This window comes from Pseudomonas sp. NPDC089547, from assembly GCF_050280665.1.
Classification (GTDB): domain Bacteria; phylum Pseudomonadota; class Gammaproteobacteria; order Pseudomonadales; family Pseudomonadaceae; genus Aquipseudomonas.
In genome coordinates this window covers 194,609-213,767 of record NZ_JBNNVS010000005.1, presented here as the reverse complement: position 1 = coordinate 213,767, position 19,159 = coordinate 194,609, and the positions used below count along the sequence as shown (strand labels likewise).

The following is a 19,159-nucleotide window of genomic DNA, read 5'->3' as shown; positions in this document are numbered from 1 at the left end:
AAGAACGCCGGTTTGTTGATGTGTTTGCTCGCACGAACATCATCCATCAAACCGGCGTTCTTGTTTCTGTCTTTCCCGGGATTCCGTGAAGAACCAAATAAAAGCCCCGCAGACGTTAATCTACGGGGCTTTCGAATGGTTGCCTTGGAAAATCTCATCAGCACTGGCTTGACCCAACTTCGGACCCCCTTGGGCGAAGGCCTGTCTTATCAACCTTTGGCAGGCCTTGGTCTTGCACGGACTCGTTTTGACGATGCCGCTAATCTCTGGTCATCAGGCATCGGGTGAACGGTAGATACGAAATTTACGGGGGGCCGTTTTAAGACCATCGTGTATAACATCTCTGACTTACGCTTGGATTGCGATTTACCGGGCGTGGTGTGAACCTCTAGCGAAGGTCTTCCGGAAGGTCTAGTCATCTCAGAAACAAATGACCTAGGATCCATATGGAATCGCTTGGCCAAGGCCATGGCCATTTTAGAACTTATGGGCCTATCGCCATTAAGAACTTTTGACACTACGTATTTGTCACCAATTTCCGGCAAATCCGAGCCTTTTAGCCCCAGCGTCTGCATCAAGTCCTTGATGAGTTGCACCGGAGTGGTGGTCGCCTGGATTGCCTCGTTAAACGCTTTGAGCTGTTCGCCTTTCTGTTCGTAAGCCAGAATCGCGTCTTCCAGCTCGATAAGAATTAGCTCCTCATATTTGTTGAGGTCATGTCCGTCGGTCAACTCATCAAGCAGCACAGTGGCGCGAGCGTAATCCTCTGGCCCCTCGATGCCGTTCACGTATTGCCCGCGCAACTGCTCGAGAAGCATTTGAAGATTTTCGAGCGCGGCGCGCACGCTCTGCGAATTTTCAAGAACAGTGGTCATGGCTTTGTTCCTCTCTTGTTGCTGGCGTACCACGCGGTAGCGGTGTCGTAATCGGCATGAGTGTAGATATGCTTCACATAGAGCTTCTGCCGCTGGTAGTTGACGCCTGCTATCAGTCTGAGATTGTTCCCGCCAATGTCAATTGCTACCCATCCCTCGGCGGCGCGGTGCTTGAACAGATCGATGTTACTCCCAAAAATGCACTGCAATTCGTTGTAGCTCTGGGGTGACGCTGCCAACAATAGCCTGAGGCAGCGATCCAACCCGCTGCGATCGTTGGGGTAACGATCGGCAGCATCCTCAAACTTCTGCTTGATCAATACGTCCATGGGCATTCCTGATCTTTACGGTGAAGCATACTCGCAGTTGTCATTTTTGACAACAAGACCGTATCAGTACCTAGCGTATCCCTTCGGGGGGCTATGTATCCAAGAGGCACGATTGACGAGCAAGATGATCCTTGCTAGTTCGCCCCTTCCCTATTCATCCCGGCAGTGAAAAAAGCCCCAAGCTCATGCTCATTGAGCACCCAGTACCGGGCGGCCTCAGCAAAGCCTTTAGTTCCGGAACCCTTGGCTTTTTTGACGCGCAAAGAAAAACCCCGCAGACGTTAATCTGCGGGGCTTTCGAATGGTGGAGGCCGAGGTCGGAATCGAACCGGCGTAGACGGATTTGCAATCCGGAGCATAACCACTTTGCTACTCGGCCTCAAAGGTTGGATCTAGCTGCTTGCGCTTCGCTATCTCCTTGAAACGCTGAACCTTTTTCAAAGTTTGCTGCGTTTCGATGGGCGCCATTATGTCTTCATTCTTTTAACCTTGCAACCCCCTGAACGAAAAAAAATTTCAACGGGTTCAAGGTGTTAGCGCAGGCGGCCGAGTTTACTCCACAAACCCACCACGGTGTTCTCCACCGCGCCACTGGCAGCCACGCCAATTCGCTCTTGCAGGCTCTTGCGTTCGGCGTAGTGCAGGTGGAACAGGTTGGCGTTGCGTGCGCGCTCGCTGAGGTATTCGTCGCTGGTCTGCAATTCGTCCACCAGTTGGCGGTTGAGTGCTGCCACACCCAGCCACACTTCGCCGGTAGCCACTTCGTCGATGTGCAGCTGCGGGCGGTAGCGGGCAACGAAGTCCTTGAACAGCTGGTGGGTGATGTCCAGGTCTTCCTGGAACTTCTCCCGGCCCTTCTCGGTGTTTTCGCCAAACACGGTCAGGGTGCGCTTGTACTCGCCAGCGGTCAGCACCTCGAAGTCGATATCGTGCTTCTTCAGCAGGCGGTTGACGTTGGGCAACTGCGCCACCACGCCGATCGAACCCAGCACGGCGAACGGCGCGCTGACAATCTTTTCGCCGATGCAGGCCATCATGTAGCCGCCACTGGCAGCCACCTTGTCGATGCACACAGTCAGCGGGATGCCTGCCTGACGAATGCGCGCCAGTTGCGACGCCGCCAGGCCATAGCTGTGCACCAGGCCGCCACCGCTTTCCAGGCGCAACACCACTTCGTCACGCGGGGTGGCGAGTGTCAGTAGCGCGGTGATTTCATTACGCAGGCTTTCGGTGGCAGAGGCTTTGATATCGCCATCAAAGTCCAGTACGAAGACCCGGCCCTTTTCCTCGGCCTTGCCTTTCTTCTGCTTTTTTTCCGCCTTGGCCTGCTGCTTGCGCAACGCCTTGAGCTGGGCCTTGTCGAGCAGGCCAGACTCCAGGCGCTCGCGCAGGTCCTTGTAGAACTCGTTCAGGCGGGTGACCTGCAATTGCCCGCCCGGTTTGCGCCGCCCTTTGCCGCGCAGCCCGGCGATGGCCGACAGCACCACCAGGATGGCGATGACCAGGGTGGCGGTTTTGGCGAGAAAGCTTGCGTACTCGGCAAGAAACTCCACGTTGACTCCTTGAATACCTGCGCCACTGCGGCGCATGACTGTTGCAAGCATACCGTTGAGCCTGAGGTGCTGCCAGCCGGTGTAAACGCTGGCAACATCTTTCAAACAACCTTTTCAAACGCTTGTATGTTTTTTCGTTGACAGCCTGTGTGCCGCATCCTAACCTCGCAGCAACCTCCAACAGGCCGGAAACTTCAGTGGGCAACCTCTACCTTATCCGACATGGCCAAGCCTCCTTCGGTGCCGACGACTACGACGTCCTCTCGCCCGTGGGCATCCGCCAGAGCCAGGCCCTGGGGGAACACCTCGCCCAGTTGGGGATAAGGCTGGACCGCTGCCTGGCGGGCGACCTGCGCCGCCAGCAGGATACTGCGCGCCTGGCGATGCAAGGCTTGCAAGCCAATGGCTGCCCGGTGCCGGCTGTTGAGACCGACGCGGCGTTCAATGAGTTCGATGCCGACGGCGTCATCCGCGCTTTGCTGCCCGGCGTGCTGGCGGAAGAACCCGGCGCCCTGCACATCCTGCGCAATGCTGCGCAGCACCGCAGTGAGTTCCAGCGGCTGTTCGCCTTGATGGTGCAGCGCTGGCACGATGGGGAGCATGCCGATGACGGGCTGGAAACCTGGCAAGCCTTCACCGCCCGCGTACAAAGTGGCCTGCAACGCGTACTGGATGCTGCTGGCAGCGGCGACAATATCGCCATATTCACCTCGGGCGGCACCATTGCCGCCCTGCTCCACCTGGTTACCCGTATTACCCCCAGCCAGGCGTTCGCGCTGAACTGGCAGATCATCAACACGTCGCTCAGCCAGCTGAAGTTCCGCGGCCGCGACGTGGCACTGGCTTCCTTCAACAGCCAGGCCCATGTGCAACTGTTGAGGGCGCCGGAGCTTGTCACCTACCGATGAGCCCGGTTTGTTGTGTCCCTGCGGGGACGTGTAAATAACTCTATAAGGAATGCGCCATGACCTCCGTAGCTGATGCCGTCAAAAAGATGCAAGAGAAGTTCAACCCATCCGCTGCCGCCGGCCTGGACCTGGTGTTCGGCTTCAACATCACTGACGAAGGCAAGCAATACGCGCTGATCGTCAAAGACGGCACCTGCGACCTGCAGGAAGGCGAGAACCCGGACGCCAACTGCACCCTGGTGATGGACAGCGAAACCCTGAAGGGCATCGTCAGCGGCGAAACCGACGGCATGCAGGCCTTCATGGGCGGCAAGCTGCGTGTTGAAGGCGACATGATGCTGTCGATGAAACTCAGCGAGCTGTTCCCGTCCTGAGGACTGGGAATACCGGATGATCAAAAACCGAAGCCTTGCCGGCTTCGGTTTTTTTTTGCCCTGCATTCGGTGCAGTGATTCACCTGCAACACCCTTACCTATTTGGCACCTGGCACGCTTGTTCCAGCCTCGGCAGGCCATTAGATTAGCCAATAGTCCTTGCGATCGAGAATAAGGAAAACGCATGACGCTCACCGACCAGTCCACCCAGGTACGCCCCGGCGAAGAACTCGACGCGGCCGTCATCGACCCTTACCTCAAGGCCCGTATCCCCGGCCTGGATGGCCTGCCCAGCATCAGCCAGTTCCCTGGCGGCGCCTCCAACCTCACCTACCTGGTCAGCTACCCGGGCCGCGACTTCGTGCTGCGCCGCCCGCCATTCGGGCAAAAGGCCAAGTCGGCCCATGACATGGGCCGCGAGTTCCGTATCCTCAACCAGTTGAACAACGGCTTCCCTTACTGCCCCAAGGCCTATGTGCATTGCACCGACAGCAGCCTGATCGGCGGCGAGTTCTACGTGATGGAGCGGGTCCCGGGCATCATCCTGCGCTCGGACATCCCCGCCGAGTTGAACCTGGACGCCGGCCGCACCGAGGCCCTGTGCAAAAGCTTCATCGACCGCCTGGTCGAACTGCATCAGGTGGACTACAACGCCTGTGGCCTGGCCGACCTGGGCAAGCCGGAAGGCTACGTGCAACGCCAGATCGAGGGCTGGAGCAGCCGCTACGAAAAAGCCCTGACCCCGGATGCCCCGCGCTGGGAACAGGTGATTGCCTGGTTGCACGACAAGATGCCCGCCGACCACCCCAAGCCCGCCATCGTGCACAACGATTACCGCTTCGACAACGTGATCCTCGACGCCGACAACCCCATGCGCATCATCGGGGTACTGGACTGGGAAATGGCCACCTTGGGTGACCCGTTGATGGACCTGGGCAACAGCCTGGCCTACTGGATCGAGGCCGACGACCCGGCACCGGTGCAACTCATGCGTCGCCAGCCGAGCAATGCGCCAGGCATGCTTAGCCGTCGCCAGTTCGTGGATTATTACGCCGAGCGAGCGGGCATCCAGCTCGACAACTTCGATTACTACTATTGCTATGGCCTGTTCCGCCTGGCCGGCATCGTCCAGCAGATCTACTACCGCTACTACCACGGCCAGACCCAGGACAAACGCTTTGCGCAGTTCATCCACATGAACCGCTTGCTGGAGCAGATGACCCTGCAAGTCATTGCCAAGTCCAGCCTGTAAGCCACGACCACGACGACGGATAACAAGGAAAACAGCATGTCCAAGACCCACCTGTTCGACCTCGACGGCAAGATTGCCTTCGTTTCCGGCGCCAGCCGTGGCATCGGCGAGGCCATCGCCCACTTGCTGGCGCAGCAAGGCGCTCATGTGATCGTTTCCAGCCGCAAGCTCGACGGTTGCCAACAGGTGGCCGATGCCATCATCGCCGCCGGTGGCAAGGCCACGGCAGTGGCTTGCCACATCGGTGAACTGGAACAGATCCAACAGGTGTTCGCCGGTATTCGCGAGCAGTTCGGCCGCCTGGACGTGCTGGTCAACAACGCCGCCACCAACCCGCAGTTCTGCAATGTACTGGACACCGACCCGGCTGCCTTCCAGAAGACCGTGGACGTGAACATCCGTGGCTACTTCTTCATGTCGGTGGAAGCCGGCAAGCTGATGCGTGAGCACGGTGGCGGCAGCATCATCAACGTCGCATCCATCAACGGTGTGTCCCCCGGCCACTTCCAGGGGATCTATTCGGTAACCAAGGCGGCGGTCATCAACATGACCAAGGTCTTCGCCAAGGAATGCGCCCAGTTTGGCATTCGCTGCAACGCCCTGTTGCCGGGCCTGACCGACACCAAGTTCGCCTCGGCACTGGTGAAGAACGACGCCATCCTCAACGCTGCCTTGCAGCAGATCCCGCTCAAGCGCGTGGCCGACCCCAAGGAAATGGCCGGCGCAGTGCTGTACCTGGCCAGCGATGCGTCCAGTTACACCACCGGCACGGCACTGAATGTCGACGGCGGTTACCTGTCCTGATCAGGCTTTGACCGCGACCAGGGTGTAGCTCAGGGGCAAACGGGCGGGATGTTCGCGCAAGCGATACTCGCCGTCGTTGCCCTTGACCATCTGCCCCGGCAGCGCCTCCCAGGGGATGCTTTGGTGCTCGACCAGTGTCACCAGCTGCAACCCATGGGCAAGCAAGGCCGTAATGACTTCGCCCAGGCCGTGGTTCCATTCGTGGGTTTCGGTGTGGGCAAGGCGCTGATCGGTTTCGACATACGTCTGGTCGTTGTGCCACACCGTCGGTGCTTCGTGCTCGAAGTACGGGTATTCGAGCTGCAGGCGGTCCTGGTGGTCTTCGTTGACGGCCATCAGCATCGGGTGCCCATCGCGCAGGAACAGCCGGCCGCCAGGCTTGAGCAGCGCCGCAACCGTGCGTGCCCACGGCTCGATGCGGGGCAACCAGCACAATGCGCCGATACCGGTGTAGACCAGGTCGAAGGTGCCGGCCGGCAGCACGTTGTCGGCGGCATAGACGTCGGATTCGACATAGTCGATGGGTGCCGCACAACGCTCGGCCAGTACACGCGCCTCGGCCAGCGAAGCTGCGGAATAGTCCAGGCCGCAGACCTTGGCACCCAGGCGCGCCAGCGAGAGGGTATCGGTGCCGATGTGGCACTGTAGGTGAACAGTGTTCAGCCCGTCGATATCGCCAAGCAACGGCAGGTCGAAGCGCACGGTTTCGGAAAGGTGCCCGGGGCGCTGGACCAGAAGTTCGACTTCATAGTCCTTGGAAGCAGCGTGCAGCGGGGCGCGTTCGTCCCAGCTGGCGCGGTTGAGTTGCAGTGAGCGGTCCATGGTGTCGTCCTTGAGGGGTAGAGGCTGATGCTAGCGTCCACCTACTTCCCCGCGACATCACTACCTTGCTAAAAATTGTAAAGCCCGAAAAACACCCACTGAGCAAACAACTGTCTTGCTTCAATCAGGGCTGCACTGGCCCTTGTAGGAGCGGCCTTGTGTCGCGATCGGGGTGCGAAGCGCCCCCTGGATCTTGACCTGACCGCAAAATTGCCGGGGCTGCTTTGCAGCCCTTTCGCGACACAAGGCCGCTCCTACAGGCCGGCGATGAAGCTGGTACAGGCTCCAGCCATTACAGACAAGTAGCCGCCGCCGCCCGGCGCTGCAACGCCACGCCGTCATTCTTCTGCGCGTAGTAGTCGACCCGCGCCCCACCCGCCTGCGGGTAAACGTCTACAAACGCTTCGGCCTCACGGGTATACACGGTAAACCCGCCCTGCTTGCGCGGTTCCAGGTAGCCACTGGCATCGTCGCCAAACACCTTCTCTTCCTGCCAGCTGAACTGGATGCACTGCGCCACCAGCTCTGGCGCCTTGTGCGAGTCGAGCTGGGCGGTGGGCTTGCCGCCGCGGGCCGTATCCATGGTCGCAGAAGCACAACCGACCAGCATCAGCGCCGCAACCATCGGCAGAATCGCACGCATGTTCCATCCTCAGGGTAAAAAAGAACGCGACTCTAGCATCGACGGCTATCGCGAGTGAATTGTCACGCGCATGCCGCTGTCGCAGACAAGGTATGCCGCCATAAGGAGCACGGCATGAAACTTCACCGGCGTCCTGATTCAACCCGCCTCGACCATTGCCGCCATGTGCACCGTGTTGCGCCCGGCGGCCTTGGCCTGGTACAGCGCCGCATCCGCCTGGGCCAGCAAGCTGGCGGTGTTGTCCTTGAGCCCAGGCACGCCACACCACAGGCCAACGCTGAAGCGCAACTCGATCTGGTCACCGGCAAAACACGCCGGGCTGCGCGCAATGGCCTCGCGCAGCCCTTGCAGCGCGGCCATCGCCCCGCTGCGGTCAGTGCCAGGCAACAACAGCAGGAACTCCTCACCGCCATAACGGCCCAGGCAGTCACCCTGGCGCAGCCGCTGCTGCAACTGGCGCACGCAGTGGCACAACACCTCGTCGCCAGCCAGGTGCCCGTACAGGTCGTTGATGCGCTTGAAATGGTCGATGTCGATCATCGCCACGGCCAGGCTATCCTGTTGCTGGCGGGCACGGTCCAGCTCCGCGGCAAACCGCTCCAGAACTGCCCTGCGATTGAGTGTGCCAGTCAGCACATCGTGCAGCGCCAGGTGCTGCAAGCGGGACTCGCTACGCTCCTTGGCCATCAGGACCAGCCCGAGCGAGTACATCATCACCGTGGCGGTACCAATCGCCACGGAAATACTCTGCTTGAGGTTGCTGGTGTCATAGCGCATTTCCACGGCCGTGCCACTGGCGACCGCCACCACCCGCATGCCCAGGCCGACCAGGCTGATCAATGCACCGATCTGCAGCAACAGGTGGGCCTTGCCCGGCCGCTCGGCATGGCGTCGCGCCCAGTACAGGATCATCGCGCATTGCAGCATCAACACCAGCGTCGCCAGGAGCATGCGCGGTTCCAGCGTATCGAGCAGCAGCATCAGCCCCACCAGCATGCAGGCGGGGATGACGAAAATGACACGCCAGGGCACCACCTGCTCACGTACCCGGAACAGGCTGGCCGTGTAGAACGCCAGGGCCAGCGACAGCAAGCTGTTGCCCAGGCCATAGCTGAGCCACAGCGGCGCCTGGGCATACACGGTGTAGCAGACGTAGGCCAGGGCATGCACCAGCAGCCCGCAGCCGGTGAGCAGAAGGTTGTCGCGGCGGTTACTGCGCCCTACCAGCAACAAGCAGAAGGCCATGATGGTTGCAACCAGGGCAACGGCGGCGAACAACGTGGGGGTATGGGCGATCATCGTGATTCACCGTGTGGCAGATTGCCGTCTTGGCTGCGGCTTACCTCACAGTTTAGAGGGGCATTGCCGGATCGACCATGACCGAATGGGACAGAACAGCAACCCACAAGCACGCCGCTCATCGCTGGCGCGACAAATTTTTTGCCCGTTCGGGAAACCAAATGGATCATTCCCAGTCTCAGCTAGTGCCCTGTAAACCATTGCGGATCAAGGACCTATATCGTGATGACCCGCCTTGCAAGCCTTTCGCTGATTGCTGTTGCTCTGCTAACCGCAGGCTGCCACAGCCATCGCTACCATGACGACGATGACGGCTGGCGTGACCGCGACCGCGGCCATCGCCACCACCACCGGCATGACCGCGATGACGACGACGATCGTCAATACCGCGGTGACCGCTACTACCGCTGAAGCGTCTTTACCCCCCTGACCCGCCGCCCGTTGTGCGGCAACTTAACCTGATGATTCCTTTGAGGTTCGTATCATGCGTCTGACTCTGCCTTCCCTTGCCCTCGGCCTGCTGCTGTGCCAGGGCGCTTTCGCCGGTGACGGTACTGCCGCCATTGGTGGTGGCCTGGGTGGTGTCCTGGGTAACGTTGTTGGTCAACAACTTGGTGGCAAGACTGGCGCGGCCATCGGCGCCGGTGTCGGCGGTGCCGCTGGCAGTGCGGTAGGCGCACGCAAAGGCAACCGTACCGAAGCAGCAATCGGCGGTGGCCTGGGCTCGGCGGGCGGTTCGCTGCTGGGCGGCGCGGTGGGCGGCAAGACCGGCTCTACCGTAGGTGCTGGCCTGGGTGGTGCGGCCGGTGGTGCCATCGGTAACCATCTGGGCGACAACAACGGCAGCAAGAAGCACCGCCGTCACCGCCACTGATCAAGTGAAACAAGGGCCGCCTCGCGGCCCTTTTTGTTGCAGCACATCAACACCCCCTTCATCACAAGCCGGCACACTGGCTGCTACTGTCTAACGTGCCCCCGTGTGAAGGAACACCCCCTCCCCATGAACCCAGCGCTGCTCTGCGTCCTCGGCCTGCTGGCCATCGTCATCGTCCTGTTCGTCATCAACCGCCCACGCATGGACGTGGTCGCACTGCTGGTGATTCTCGCCCTGCCGCTACTCGGCATCCTCACCGTGGAGCAGGCCCTGGCCGGCTTCAGCGACCCCAATGTGGTGTTGATCGCCGCCCTGTTCGTGATTGGCGAAGGCTTGGTGCGCACCGGTATTGCCTACCGCATCGGCGAATGGATGAGCGAGCGGGCAGGCAACAGCGAGGCACGCCTGCTGGTGCTGCTGATGGTGGCCGTGGCCGGGCTTGGGTCGATCATGAGTTCCACCGGCGTGGTGGCCATTTTCATCCCGGTGGTGCTAAGCATCGCCGCGCGCCTGCAGCTCTCGCCCAGCCGCCTGATGATGCCACTGGCGTTCGCCGGCCTGATCAGCGGCATGCTCAGCCTGGTGGCCACACCGCCCAATGTGGTGGTACACAGCGAACTGGTGCGCACGGGCGAAGCGGGCTTCAGCTTCTTCAGCTTTACCCCGTTCGGCCTTGTGGTGCTGGTGCTGGGCATCGGCTACATGCTGCTGACCCGGCACTGGCTCAATGGCGAAGTGCGCAAGGATGGCCGCGTGGAAACCCGCCGTACACTGCTGGACCTGGTGCTGGACTACAAACTCAATGGCCGCGAACGGCGCCTGCGCATTCGCCCCCACTCGCCGCTGATTGGCCACACCCTCGGCGAACTGGAGTTGCGCACCCGGCACGGCGCCAACGTGATCGGCATCGAACGCCAGCACAAGTTCACCACACGTGTGATTGCCGCCGACTCCAGCACCGTGCTGCACCAGGGCGACGTACTGCTGCTCGACCTGTTCGCCAACAGCGACGACCTGCGCAGCCTGTGCCAGACCATGCAACTGGAACCGCTGCACTTCAAGGCGGCCTATTTCATCGACCAGTCCCAGGAGCTGGGCATGGCCGAGGTCTCGCTGCCGCCCGGCTCACAACTGATCGGCAAAAGCATTCTGGAACTGGCCTTCCGCACCCGTTTCGGCCTCAACGTGGTCGGCCTGCGCCGCGAGCAGGCCGCAATCGAAGAACAACTGGTGGAAGAAAAGCTGCGCCTTGGCGACACACTGCTGGTGGTCGGTCCATGGAAAGCCGTCCGCCAATTGCAAAGTCAACCCAAGGACTTCCTGGTACTGAGCCTGCCCGCCGAGATCGATCAGGTGGCACCCGCTCGCACCCGCGCGCCACAGGCATTGCTGAGCCTGGCAGTGATGGTGGGGCTGATGGTGAGTGGCGCCGTACCCAATGTGATGGCGGCGCTGATCGGTTGCCTGCTGATGGGTGCCGGGCGCTGCATCGACATGAACAGCGCCTACAAGGCCATTCATTGGCAAAGCCTGGTGCTGATTGTGGGTATGCTGCCATTTGCCCAGGCCTTGCAGAAAACCGGCGGCATCGACCTGGCGGTGGGTGGGCTGGTGAGCGTGCTGGGGGGCGCCGGCCCCGTCGCCATTCTTGCCTGCCTGTTCGCCGTTACAGCGGTGATTGGCCTGTTCATTTCCAACACAGCCACTGCGGTATTGATGGCGCCGGTGGCTATCAGCACTGCGGCGCAGCTGGGCATGTCGCCCTACCCGTTTGCCATGACCGTGGCGCTGGCCGCGTCGGCAGCGTTCATGACCCCCGTGTCATCGCCGGTCAACACGCTGGTGCTGGGCCCGGGGCAATACCGCTTCGCCGATTTCGTCAAGATAGGCGTGCCGTTCACCTTGCTGGTAATGGTGGTAACCGTGTTCATGGTGCCGTGGTTTTTCGGGCTGTGAGACAAAACCGAGCACAAATCCCGGCGATTTGACATTATCTCGACGGATCGCGGCAGATTGACATCAACGACCTTGACGAAACACACTGCGGGTCATTGCCCCAGGTGCTTCAAGGCGTTGTCCTGGATTTCGTTTCCGCTTGTCGGTCGAGCCCATGGTTTTTCCTGCACAATCGCGCTTGTTGCCTTATGTCGTCCTGCTTTGCCTGACCTTTGCCCTCACCCTGGGCGGCATCCTGGCACGCCCGATCGAATCACTGTCGCTGTTCTGGCCGGTTAATGCGGTGTTGGCCGGGGTACTGCTGCGCTACCCCCGCCAGGCCACGCTGACGGGCTTTAGCCTGGTGTGGCTGGCCATGGTCGGTGCCGACCTGCTCTGTGGCAGCGCCTGGGCCCCGGCCCTGTGGTTCAACCTGTGCAACCTGGGCGTTGTGGTTACCCTTTGGCAATTGCTGTCCCGCCTGCCGCGCCTGCACCGGCGCATGCGCACCCCACATGGCGTGCTCAGCGTGTTTGCCGCCTGCGCCGCCGGCGCCATGGTGGCCGCCAGCATGGCAGCCGCCATGGCCGCACCGTGGTTCGAACAGTCGTTGCGTGCCACCTGGCTGGCCTGGTTCAGCGAACAGTTCTCGACCAGCGTGCTGGTGCTGCCTGTGTTGCTCACAGCACCCTCCGTACGGGCCCTGGTACGCGGTGGTGCCCACGCCATCCGCCTGGCACCGCTGTTGGTGCTGCTGGCCTCGCTGGCGTTCAGCATTGCCTTTGGCGGCCCGGGCGCCATCGCCTTCCCGATTGCCGCCCTGCTGTGGTGTGCCTGGACCTACTCACCGTTCATGGTGTCACTGCTGACACTTACCGCCGGCAGCACCTTGATTGTGGCAGTGGCGCAGAACCTCATGCACTTCAGCGTGCCGCAAAGCGAGCCTGGGGTGACCACGTTGATGTCGGCACGCCTGGGCATTGCCATGCTGGTGCTCGGCCCGCTGGTGGTGGCCTGCGTCAGCCAGGCCAACCGCAGCCTGATGGCCCGCCTGGCGCACCAGGCCACCATCGACCACCTTACCGGCGTACTCACCCGCAGTGCCTTCACCCGCCGTGCCAATGCACTGCTGGACAGCCGCCAGCAGCATGCCCAGGCACTGCCGCTGACCCTGATGATGCTGGACATCGACCACTTCAAGTCGATCAACGACGCCCATGGCCACGCAGTGGGTGACCAGGTGCTGCGCCAGTTTGCCAGTACCCTGCAAGACCAGTTGCACAACGATGAACTGCTCGCGCGCCTGGGCGGTGAGGAGTTCGTCGTCATTGTCCCGGGCCTTGCGCCAGAACGGGCCAAGTTCACCGCCGAACGCCTGCGCCGCGCGGTACAGGACCTGCACGTGGTGCAGGCCGACCAGCGCCTGCAGATTACCGTGAGTATCGGCCTGGCCGGCTGCGACGCCGACCGCCCCGCCCCCAGCCTGGACGCTTTGCTGGCCAGCGCCGACCAGGCGCTTTACCGCGCCAAGGCCCACGGCCGCAACCGCGTCGAGCAGGCCGAAACACAGCGCCAGGTGATCTGAGCTAACCGGCCAGCAAGTCCCATGACAGCTTGGCGATCAGCACGCACAACAGCACCAGGAACAGCCCGCGGACAAAGCCGGCACCCTTGCGTACCGCCAACCAGGTACCGGTCAACGCGCCCAGGATGTTGCACGCCGCCATGGGCAAGGCAATGGCGTACAACACATTGCCCGAAGGCACGAAGAACACCAGTGCCGCCAGGTTGGTGGCAATGTTCACCACCTTGGCCGAAGCCGATGCGTGCAGGAAGTCCAAGGCAAAGAACCGGATGAACAGGAAGATCAGGAAGCTGCCGGTGCCCGGGCCGAACAGGCCATCGTAGAAGCCAATCGCGCCGCCGATCAGCACCGCCAGGCACTGTTCCTTGCGGCCGATATGCGCAGGCTTGTGCAGGGTGCCGAAATCTTTCTTGCAGAAGGTGTAGACGGCCATCAGCACGATCAGCACCAACACCGCCGGGCGCATCACGCTAGGCGGCACCAGCGACACCGTCGCGGCACCGGCAAACGACATGACGAAGGCGCTGAGCGCCGCCGGTACGATCAACCCCCAGTCCAGCGTTACCTTGCGGATGAACGAACGTGCAGCGAAGGCCGTGCCACAGACCGACGCCAGCTTGTTGCTGCCCAGCAGTGCCGCCGGTTGCGCGGTGGGCAGCACGTTGAACAAGGCCGGAATCTGGATCAGCCCGCCGCCACCCACGGCGGCGTCGATCAGCCCAGCGGCAAAAGCGAACACGGAAAGTACAGCGATATCCATCATGATGCAGGCCCAAAAGCGGTGAAGTCGCCTGCAAGGCTAATCAAAAGACCGCGCTTGTGTTGAAATGCCATATTGCAAAAACTGCAACAAGGGGGCAGGCAATGGCATTGGACATGCTGAGGGAAATCCAGGCGTTCGTCAGCGTGGCGCACAAGCGCAGCTTCGTGGCCGCCGCACGCTCGCTGGGGCGCTCACCCAGCGCGGTAACCCGTGCGGTGCAAACCCTGGAGGACAACGCCGGCACCAAGCTGCTGAACCGCAACGCCAACGCCGTTACCCTGACCGAAGCCGGCGAGCGCCTGCTGCCCCATGCCGAACGCTTGCTGGATGTGCAACGCGACGCGGCCGACGAACTGGCTGCGCTCAGCGGCAGTGCCCAAGGCTGGATACGCTTTGCCGTGCCGCAGCTGCTCGGTGAACATGTATTGCCCCACGTGCTCGCCGAGTTTTCCCGCAACCACCCCCACGTAACCCTGGACATCCAGTACAGCGACGATGCCCTGGACCCGTTGCAAGGCAAATTCGATTTCGTGGTGCGCGGCGCCTTCCCGCAATCGAGTGAACTGATCGGCTACCCCTTGTGGGCTTACCAACGCCACCTGTATGCCAGCCCGGTGTACCTGGCCTTGGCCGGCATGCCACAGCAGCCTGAAGAGCTGGAAGGGCATGCGCTGATCCTGCATACCGCCCCGCGCATCCTCAAGGCCTGGCACTTTTGCTGCGACGGCGAAATCACCAGCCTGCACCCCCGGCCAAGATTACGCCTGGGTTCTGGCGATGCCGTGTATCACAGCACCCTGGCCGGTGCCGGCATCGCCCGCCTGGCTGCCTGGGTGGGCGAAGCGCAGGTGAAAGCCGGGCGCCTGGTGCGGGTATGCCCACGCTACCGCCTGACCTCCAGCAGCGGCCAGGACCCACAGATGCATGCCCTGTACCCTGCAGGCGAGCTGCCAGCGCGGGTGCGTGACCTGCTGGCAGCGTTGCGCCGTGCCGGTCAGGCCTGCTGAATCAGCCCCCTGAAACAGCTGTTCAATTTCTGCTCAATTTAACAGAGCCCGCCGTGGGCCTGGCTTACAGCACTTTATCCACAGACCTACCCACGTTTTTTGTGGACAGATTTCCCCGCGCAAAGAATGACTTATCGCAAAACCACCAAGGCCGTATTGGCCAGCTTGACCAGCTCGATCCACTCCGGTGTGCTGATCACCCCGGCTTGCTCCAGCGCCTCGGCATTGCGCAGCGCCTGGTCATAGCCCTGCTCATCAAGTGTGCCTTCGGCGAGAAAACGGCTACGCCACTCCAGCATGGCTGAAGTGCCTTTCTTGCATTCCATTAATGTGTCGACTCCAACGCAAAAAGATCGGCTCGAATGAGCGGCGGCGGGAGACTACACGAGGTTTCTATACTTGAGAATGACTTGCACCTACCGCTGATCCAGCCGTGCAAGAAGGGGAAATAATGGCCATTTGCCAAGAATTTGGGCCCATCGTGTGAAGTAGACGGGCCGCAGAGGAAAACTCAGTTGAACTCAGCTTGGCGGAATTGTGCCAAGAAGACCGATCAGAATGGTCAGCAGCAGAAAACCACCCAGGAACAGCGCCATCTTGCCCATTGGAACCTCGAGAGTTGCGATGCGGGAATGGGCACATTGTCGGGCTTGGGCTGATACGGTTACAGATTCAGGTTCATGGAAAAAAAGCGGATCAGATGGGCCCGGGCATTCGCTGCGGGCCCCCTTCTTTGTATCGTTGTGTGTACAAAATGAGACCTGATACACAAGAACGTTTCCAGTTGGCTACCCGGACACATCGGCGATACAGGCGTCATCTTTACTGGCACCCATCAACCCGCACCGCTGGCTTTGCCAAGGAGACGACCGATGCCTGCCCGCCACTCGACCACCACCCTGCCACGCCGTTTCAGCCGCACCCTGTTCGCCTGCGCCCTGTTGCCGCTCGCTCTGGCAGCCACTCACAGCGCCATCGCTGCACCGCAGAAGCCGCCAGTAGCAGCCGCAACCGTAAATGACTTCGGCCCGCTGAAACACATCAATGCGGGCGTGCTCGATGTGGCCTATGTAGAGCAAGGCCCGGCCGACGGCCCGGTGGTGATCCTGCTGCATGGCTGGCCCTACGACATTCACAGTTTCGAAGCCGTTGCCCCTGCCCTGGCCGCAAAAGGTTACCGGGTGCTGGTGCCTTACGTGCGCGGTTACGGCCAGACCCGGTTCCTGTCCGCCGCCACTCCACGCAACGCCCAGCCCACGGCGCTGGCCAGCGATGTCATTGCCTTCATGGACGCGTTGCATATCCAGCATGCCGTGCTCGCCGGCTTCGACTGGGGCGCGCGCACCGCCGACATTGTCTCGGCACTGTGGCCCGAGCGAGTCAAAGCCTTGGTATCGGTCAGCGGCTACCTGATCAGCAGCCAGGAGGCAGCCAAGGCGCCGCTGCCGCCCAGCGCCGAACTGCAATGGTGGTATCAGTACTACTTCGCGACCCCTCGCGGCCAGGCCGGCTACGAGCAGAACCGCCACGCCTTCGCCAAACTGATCTGGCAAACCGCTTCGCCCAAATGGGCGTTCGACGATGCCACGTTCGAACGCAGCGCCAAGGCGCTGGACAACCCCGACCAGGTGGCGATCACCGTGCACAATTACCGCTGGCGATTGGGGCTGGCCCAAGGCGAAACACGCTACGACCCGCTGGAGGCCAGGCTGGCCCGGTTCCCCTCCATCACGGTGCCCACCATCACGCTGGAGGGCGATGCCAACGGCGCCCCACACCCACCTGCCGAAGCGTATGCAAAGCGCTTTACCGGCAAATATGAGTATCGGCTGATCAGCGGTGGCATTGGCCACAACCTGCCGCAGGAAGCGCCGCAGGCGTTTGCCCAGGCGGTCGTGGATGCGGATCACCTGTAGCCTGCTGGGGCGCAATTGCTACATGAAGTGTCAAAAGGCTCCGCAGGGCTTGGATAGCACGTTGTGCAGGGCCAAACCCCGTTGTGGCCAGCTATCACGCGGGGTTGAGCCGAGTTTGAATGACACGGTTTGAAATACGACTTGTAGGATCTTTTACCGTGCAGCGTAGGAGTATTCGAGCAATAGGGATTTCGCTGTATGAAACATCAGTTTCTCCAGCAAAATCGAGCTGCTACGGTCCGGTTTTCCTACAACGGCACGGAAGCCCACAGCGTGAGAAAAGCATGGACCCGTACAATGCCTCGGCCCTGAAACTGCAGAAGAATTTGCTAAACCTGCGCCTTGAACGTGATCGCCTGAGAAGTGAGGGTAAAGACAAGGAAGCGGACGTGTTGGCTGAACCGATTGCCAGGATCGAGGCGGCGATCCAGCAGTTACCGGATAGCTTCAAGCCCGTGACCTTGCAGTGACCTTTAACATTCACTGGCCCCACAGGGTTGCGCCATAGATGAAATCAGCGCAGAAACCTGTGGGAGCGGGCGCGCCCGCGAACACCGGCGCAGCCGGTGCCATCCAGCGCGTCACCTGCTTCGCGGGCATGCCCGCTCCCACAGGCTCAGTGGCTACCTTCAGGCATGCGCAGTACTTGTGGGAGCGGGCGCGCCCGCGAACACCGGCGCAGCCGGTGCCATACACCGCGTCGCCTGCTTCGCGGGCATGCCCGCTCCCACAGGTTCAGTGCCTACCTCCAGGCATGCGCAGTACCTGTGGGAGCGGCTTCAGCCGCGAACACCGGCAAATCCGGTGCCAGCCGCCACCGCCCTCTCAAGCCATCAAGCAGCCTGCACCTGCATCCCCAACAACTGCCGGGCCTGCTTCAGGTCATCCTGCAAATCATGGTTCCACAACCAGTCGAACCGCTCGCCCAGGACCTTGCCCAACACCTGCGGATCATCCTGCACAGCAGGGTCACGAAACTCATAAAGCTCGCCCGCCTCCCAGGATGTGCGCTGCACCCGGCATGCACGCGGCCGCCGCACAGCGTCATAGGCCTGGAGTACCGCTTGCGGGCTGGCTTGTAAAACCTCCGGGTCGGCCAGCAACCGCGCCAGCAGCCAGGCGTCTTCCAGCCCCTGCCCTGCCCCCGCCCCCTGGTGTGGCAGCATGGCGTGGGCCGCATCGCCGATCAGCCCAACCCGGCCATGGGCATACCCCGGCAACTCGGCAAGGTCATGCAGCGCCCACAGAGATGGCGTTTCAATGCATTCCAGCAGCACATGTGCCGCCTCCCCCCAGCCCTCGAACGCCTTCAGCATGTCTGCCTGGGTCGCCTGACGCACCCAGGGCGCATCGCTCGGCCATGCCGGGTTCGGCTGGCTACGGTCCGACACAAACGCCACAACGTTGATCAACCGCCCCTGTTTGACCGGGAAGGTCAGGATATGGCGGTCAAGCCCCAGGTACATCTGCGGCACATCGATCAGGTGCTCGCCGATACCACGCGCCCAATACACCTCGCGCAGCCGCTCGCTGTCGATCAGCCCGCGGTAGGCGCACGTGCCACTGAACCGAGGCGAAACCGGGGAGACGCCCAGGCCGTCGAGCACATGCTCGCGAATGGACGACTTGATGCCATCGGCACCAATCAGCAAATCGCAGTGATGCTGCGTGCCATCGGTAAAGCACACGCGCACCCGCTCCCCCACTTGCTCGACCCGCTGGGCACGCTTGCCGAACCGGGCGACACCTGCCGGCAGCTGGCTGGCCAACGCATCGAGAAAGTCAGCCCGGTGCACCGACGACTGCCCCACGCCCTGCGCCACGCTGCTGCCTAGGTACTGCGCATCGCGCCCATCCCGCCACTCAAACCACACGTCCTGCCAAGGCGCCGGCGTGCTGTCGGCAATTTTGGCGTAGGGCTCGGCAATGCCCAGGCCGGCGATGGCACGCACGGCATTGGCGCCAAACGACACACCCGCGCCCACTTCGCCAAAGGCGGCGGCCGACTCGAACAATTGAACGTTCAGGTGTGCATGGCGGCAAAGATCAAGCGCAAGTGCAACACCTGCGATACCACCACCAATAATGGAAACTTCAAGCGCAGTAGCATTGTGCATTGCAAGGTACCTCGGGGCTGATTGTTATTGGAATGCGCCAATCATTGCGGCTGGCCAGCCATTGATAAATATTGCAAAACCCATAGACGGCATCACCCGCCTG

20 protein-coding genes and 1 tRNA gene are annotated in these 19,159 nt (G+C 61.5%); 11 read left to right on the top strand and 10 right to left on the bottom strand.

Going from position 1 to position 19,159, the window contains the following annotated elements; translation table 11 throughout:
• Positions 1-209: 209 nt before the first annotated feature.
• From ACQKPZ_RS05855 to sohB, 4 genes are all read right to left on the bottom strand, one after another.
• The gene (locus ACQKPZ_RS05855) at positions 210-875 is read right to left on the bottom strand and encodes a helix-turn-helix domain-containing protein (RefSeq protein ID WP_427536074.1); all 666 of its coding nucleotides are present in this window, start codon (positions 873-875) and stop codon (positions 210-212) included.
• On the bottom strand, positions 872-1,204 hold the full coding sequence (locus ACQKPZ_RS05850; protein WP_427536072.1) for a type II toxin-antitoxin system HigB family toxin: 333 nt from the start codon (positions 1,202-1,204) through the stop codon (positions 872-874). The genes ACQKPZ_RS05855 and ACQKPZ_RS05850 overlap by 4 nt, the downstream gene beginning before the upstream one ends.
• 305 nt (positions 1,205-1,509) lie before the next feature.
• A tRNA-Cys gene (locus ACQKPZ_RS05845) sits at positions 1,510-1,583 on the bottom strand.
• Between the two features lie 154 nt (positions 1,584-1,737).
• Positions 1,738-2,757, bottom strand: a complete 1,020-nt coding sequence (gene sohB, locus ACQKPZ_RS05840) for a protease SohB (RefSeq protein ID WP_391137089.1) — start codon at positions 2,755-2,757, stop codon at positions 1,738-1,740.
• A 197-nt stretch (positions 2,758-2,954) separates the two neighbouring features.
• Here sohB and ACQKPZ_RS05835 point away from each other — a divergent pair, with 197 nt between their 5' ends.
• From ACQKPZ_RS05835 to ACQKPZ_RS05820, 4 genes are all read left to right on the top strand, one after another.
• Positions 2,955-3,665, top strand: coding sequence for a histidine phosphatase family protein (locus ACQKPZ_RS05835; RefSeq protein WP_427536070.1), 711 nt, complete (start codon positions 2,955-2,957; stop codon positions 3,663-3,665).
• A gap of 56 nt (positions 3,666-3,721) precedes the next feature.
• Complete coding sequence (locus ACQKPZ_RS05830) at positions 3,722-4,039, top strand: SCP2 sterol-binding domain-containing protein (RefSeq protein ID WP_016487959.1); 318 nt, start codon at positions 3,722-3,724, stop codon at positions 4,037-4,039.
• A 184-nt stretch (positions 4,040-4,223) separates the two neighbouring features.
• Positions 4,224-5,291, top strand: coding sequence for a phosphotransferase family protein (locus ACQKPZ_RS05825; RefSeq protein ID WP_427536066.1), 1,068 nt, complete (start codon positions 4,224-4,226; stop codon positions 5,289-5,291).
• A gap of 36 nt (positions 5,292-5,327) precedes the next feature.
• Positions 5,328-6,095, top strand: a complete 768-nt coding sequence (locus ACQKPZ_RS05820) for an SDR family oxidoreductase (protein ID WP_427536064.1) — start codon at positions 5,328-5,330, stop codon at positions 6,093-6,095.
• Here the strand turns inward: ACQKPZ_RS05820 and ACQKPZ_RS05815 are convergent, their stop codons facing one another.
• From ACQKPZ_RS05815 to ACQKPZ_RS05805, 3 genes are all read right to left on the bottom strand, one after another.
• A complete protein-coding gene (locus tag ACQKPZ_RS05815; protein ID WP_427536062.1) occupies positions 6,096-6,917 on the bottom strand; it encodes a class I SAM-dependent methyltransferase in 822 nt (273 codons plus the stop codon).
• 292 nt (positions 6,918-7,209) lie between these two features.
• On the bottom strand, positions 7,210-7,560 hold the full coding sequence (locus ACQKPZ_RS05810) for a hypothetical protein (protein ID WP_427536060.1): 351 nt from the start codon (positions 7,558-7,560) through the stop codon (positions 7,210-7,212).
• 138 nt (positions 7,561-7,698) lie between these two features.
• Complete coding sequence (locus ACQKPZ_RS05805) at positions 7,699-8,859, bottom strand: sensor domain-containing diguanylate cyclase (protein ID WP_427536058.1); 1,161 nt, start codon at positions 8,857-8,859, stop codon at positions 7,699-7,701.
• Between the two features lie 225 nt (positions 8,860-9,084).
• Here ACQKPZ_RS05805 and ACQKPZ_RS05800 point away from each other — a divergent pair, with 225 nt between their 5' ends.
• The 4 genes from ACQKPZ_RS05800 (at position 9,085) to ACQKPZ_RS05785 (ending at position 13,253) form a co-directional block, all read left to right on the top strand.
• A complete protein-coding gene (locus ACQKPZ_RS05800; RefSeq protein ID WP_391137102.1) occupies positions 9,085-9,270 on the top strand; it encodes a hypothetical protein in 186 nt (61 codons plus the stop codon).
• 73 nt (positions 9,271-9,343) lie between these two features.
• A complete protein-coding gene (locus ACQKPZ_RS05795; protein ID WP_391137105.1) occupies positions 9,344-9,733 on the top strand; it encodes a glycine zipper domain-containing protein in 390 nt (129 codons plus the stop codon).
• 126 nt (positions 9,734-9,859) lie between these two features.
• Positions 9,860-11,689: an SLC13 family permease gene (locus tag ACQKPZ_RS05790; protein WP_427536056.1), complete on the top strand. Its 1,830-nt coding sequence runs from the start codon at positions 9,860-9,862 to the stop codon at positions 11,687-11,689.
• Positions 11,690-11,828: 139 nt separating this feature from the next.
• Positions 11,829-13,253, top strand: coding sequence for a diguanylate cyclase (locus ACQKPZ_RS05785; RefSeq protein WP_427536054.1), 1,425 nt, complete (start codon positions 11,829-11,831; stop codon positions 13,251-13,253).
• Between the two features lies 1 nt (position 13,254).
• On the opposite strand, the gene ACQKPZ_RS05780 is transcribed toward ACQKPZ_RS05785, so the two are convergent.
• Positions 13,255-14,016, bottom strand: coding sequence for a sulfite exporter TauE/SafE family protein (locus ACQKPZ_RS05780; protein WP_391137114.1), 762 nt, complete (start codon positions 14,014-14,016; stop codon positions 13,255-13,257).
• Between the two features lie 101 nt (positions 14,017-14,117).
• On the opposite strand from ACQKPZ_RS05780, the gene ACQKPZ_RS05775 reads away from it, so the two are divergent.
• The gene (locus ACQKPZ_RS05775; RefSeq protein ID WP_427536052.1) at positions 14,118-15,023 is read left to right on the top strand and encodes a LysR substrate-binding domain-containing protein; all 906 of its coding nucleotides are present in this window, start codon (positions 14,118-14,120) and stop codon (positions 15,021-15,023) included.
• Between the two features lie 131 nt (positions 15,024-15,154).
• On the opposite strand, the gene ACQKPZ_RS05770 is transcribed toward ACQKPZ_RS05775, so the two are convergent.
• Positions 15,155-15,349 (bottom strand): hypothetical protein, encoded by a 195-nt coding sequence (locus ACQKPZ_RS05770; protein ID WP_391137120.1) that lies wholly within the window; start codon positions 15,347-15,349, stop codon positions 15,155-15,157.
• A gap of 546 nt (positions 15,350-15,895) precedes the next feature.
• Between ACQKPZ_RS05770 and ACQKPZ_RS05765 the strand changes: the two genes are divergently transcribed.
• Positions 15,896-16,939, top strand: a complete 1,044-nt coding sequence (locus ACQKPZ_RS05765) for an alpha/beta fold hydrolase (RefSeq protein WP_427536050.1) — start codon at positions 15,896-15,898, stop codon at positions 16,937-16,939.
• A gap of 284 nt (positions 16,940-17,223) precedes the next feature.
• Complete coding sequence (locus ACQKPZ_RS05760; protein ID WP_427536048.1) at positions 17,224-17,409, top strand: hypothetical protein; 186 nt, start codon at positions 17,224-17,226, stop codon at positions 17,407-17,409.
• Positions 17,410-17,772: 363 nt separating this feature from the next.
• On the opposite strand, the gene salA is transcribed toward ACQKPZ_RS05760, so the two are convergent.
• Positions 17,773-19,056, bottom strand: coding sequence for a salicylate 1-monooxygenase (salA, locus tag ACQKPZ_RS05755; RefSeq protein ID WP_427536046.1), 1,284 nt, complete (start codon positions 19,054-19,056; stop codon positions 17,773-17,775).
• Between the last annotated feature and the right edge of the window lie 103 nt (positions 19,057-19,159).

What these genes read in the sequence shown, in the direction of transcription:
- ACQKPZ_RS05855 (WP_427536074.1), bottom strand. Translation starts at nt 875, where the DNA reads ATGACCACTGTTCTTGAAAATTCGCAGAGCGTGCGCGCCGCGCTCGAA.
- ACQKPZ_RS05765 (WP_427536050.1), top strand. Translation starts at nt 15,896, where the DNA reads ATGCCTGCCCGCCACTCGACCACCACCCTGCCACGCCGTTTCAGCCGC.
- ACQKPZ_RS05800 (WP_391137102.1), top strand. Translation starts at nt 9,085, where the DNA reads ATGACCCGCCTTGCAAGCCTTTCGCTGATTGCTGTTGCTCTGCTAACC.
- ACQKPZ_RS05830 (WP_016487959.1), top strand. Translation starts at nt 3,722, where the DNA reads ATGACCTCCGTAGCTGATGCCGTCAAAAAGATGCAAGAGAAGTTCAAC.
- ACQKPZ_RS05850 (WP_427536072.1), bottom strand. Translation starts at nt 1,204, where the DNA reads ATGGACGTATTGATCAAGCAGAAGTTTGAGGATGCTGCCGATCGTTAC.
- ACQKPZ_RS05820 (WP_427536064.1), top strand. Translation starts at nt 5,328, where the DNA reads ATGTCCAAGACCCACCTGTTCGACCTCGACGGCAAGATTGCCTTCGTT.
- ACQKPZ_RS05825 (WP_427536066.1), top strand. Translation starts at nt 4,224, where the DNA reads ATGACGCTCACCGACCAGTCCACCCAGGTACGCCCCGGCGAAGAACTC.
- ACQKPZ_RS05790 (WP_427536056.1), top strand. Translation starts at nt 9,860, where the DNA reads ATGAACCCAGCGCTGCTCTGCGTCCTCGGCCTGCTGGCCATCGTCATC.
- salA (WP_427536046.1), bottom strand. Translation starts at nt 19,056, where the DNA reads ATGCACAATGCTACTGCGCTTGAAGTTTCCATTATTGGTGGTGGTATC.
- ACQKPZ_RS05795 (WP_391137105.1), top strand. Translation starts at nt 9,344, where the DNA reads ATGCGTCTGACTCTGCCTTCCCTTGCCCTCGGCCTGCTGCTGTGCCAG.
- ACQKPZ_RS05780 (WP_391137114.1), bottom strand. Translation starts at nt 14,016, where the DNA reads ATGATGGATATCGCTGTACTTTCCGTGTTCGCTTTTGCCGCTGGGCTG.
- ACQKPZ_RS05810 (WP_427536060.1), bottom strand. Translation starts at nt 7,560, where the DNA reads ATGCGTGCGATTCTGCCGATGGTTGCGGCGCTGATGCTGGTCGGTTGT.
- ACQKPZ_RS05760 (WP_427536048.1), top strand. Translation starts at nt 17,224, where the DNA reads ATGGACCCGTACAATGCCTCGGCCCTGAAACTGCAGAAGAATTTGCTA.
- ACQKPZ_RS05815 (WP_427536062.1), bottom strand. Translation starts at nt 6,917, where the DNA reads ATGGACCGCTCACTGCAACTCAACCGCGCCAGCTGGGACGAACGCGCC.
- ACQKPZ_RS05775 (WP_427536052.1), top strand. Translation starts at nt 14,118, where the DNA reads ATGGCATTGGACATGCTGAGGGAAATCCAGGCGTTCGTCAGCGTGGCG.
- ACQKPZ_RS05770 (WP_391137120.1), bottom strand. Translation starts at nt 15,349, where the DNA reads ATGGAATGCAAGAAAGGCACTTCAGCCATGCTGGAGTGGCGTAGCCGT.
- ACQKPZ_RS05805 (WP_427536058.1), bottom strand. Translation starts at nt 8,859, where the DNA reads ATGATCGCCCATACCCCCACGTTGTTCGCCGCCGTTGCCCTGGTTGCA.